The 526-nt window shown below is 54.4% G+C and carries 1 protein-coding gene; it reads right to left on the bottom strand.

Translation table 11 applies throughout. The features are described from left to right. On the bottom strand, positions 1–526 hold a 526-nt coding region (locus tag RMT89_RS40910; protein ID WP_315888827.1), incomplete at both ends, for a RecT family recombinase.

Genomic DNA, 526 nt, shown 5'->3' with positions numbered 1-526 from the left:
CAGCGCGTTCGGTGTACGGCCAAGTCTTGCTAGCGCGCTTAATGACGGCCTTCTTAGCCATCTGTTCAAACCACTCAACCCACGGGCCTGACTTCTTCTTGGCATAGCTCATGGACTTGCCGCGAATCTTCTCAAGCTCATCCGCGCCCATGACCTCGGTCAGAATGTCTCCGTCGCTGGTCTTTGCGATGCAGTAGACGCCGATAATGCAATCATCATCCTTTCGCTTGAACGGATTGCACTTATGGACCGGCTCGCGCGCTGGCCCGTGATACTCGAACGTATCGCTTTCGTAGACAATCTCAGCACGACCCCAGCGGATAGAGCCCGTGTCGGTAGCGATCTTGATAAGTCCCTTGTAGCTAATGTCTAGGACGATAGCTCCATCACGCGGGATCAGGTACGCGTACGCATTTGCCGGATTCAACGTCAGGCCAGTGGATGCCACGTTAATCATCGCCAGGTGAACCGATTTCGGGTTCTTGTTGGCCGTCTGCATGGCGAAGTCAGTTTTCATCAATGCCTG

This window comes from Streptomyces sp. P17, assembly GCF_032436805.1.
Taxonomy (GTDB): Bacteria; Actinomycetota; Actinomycetes; order Streptomycetales; family Streptomycetaceae; genus Streptomyces.
This window is presented reverse-complemented; position numbering and strand designations above follow the sequence as displayed.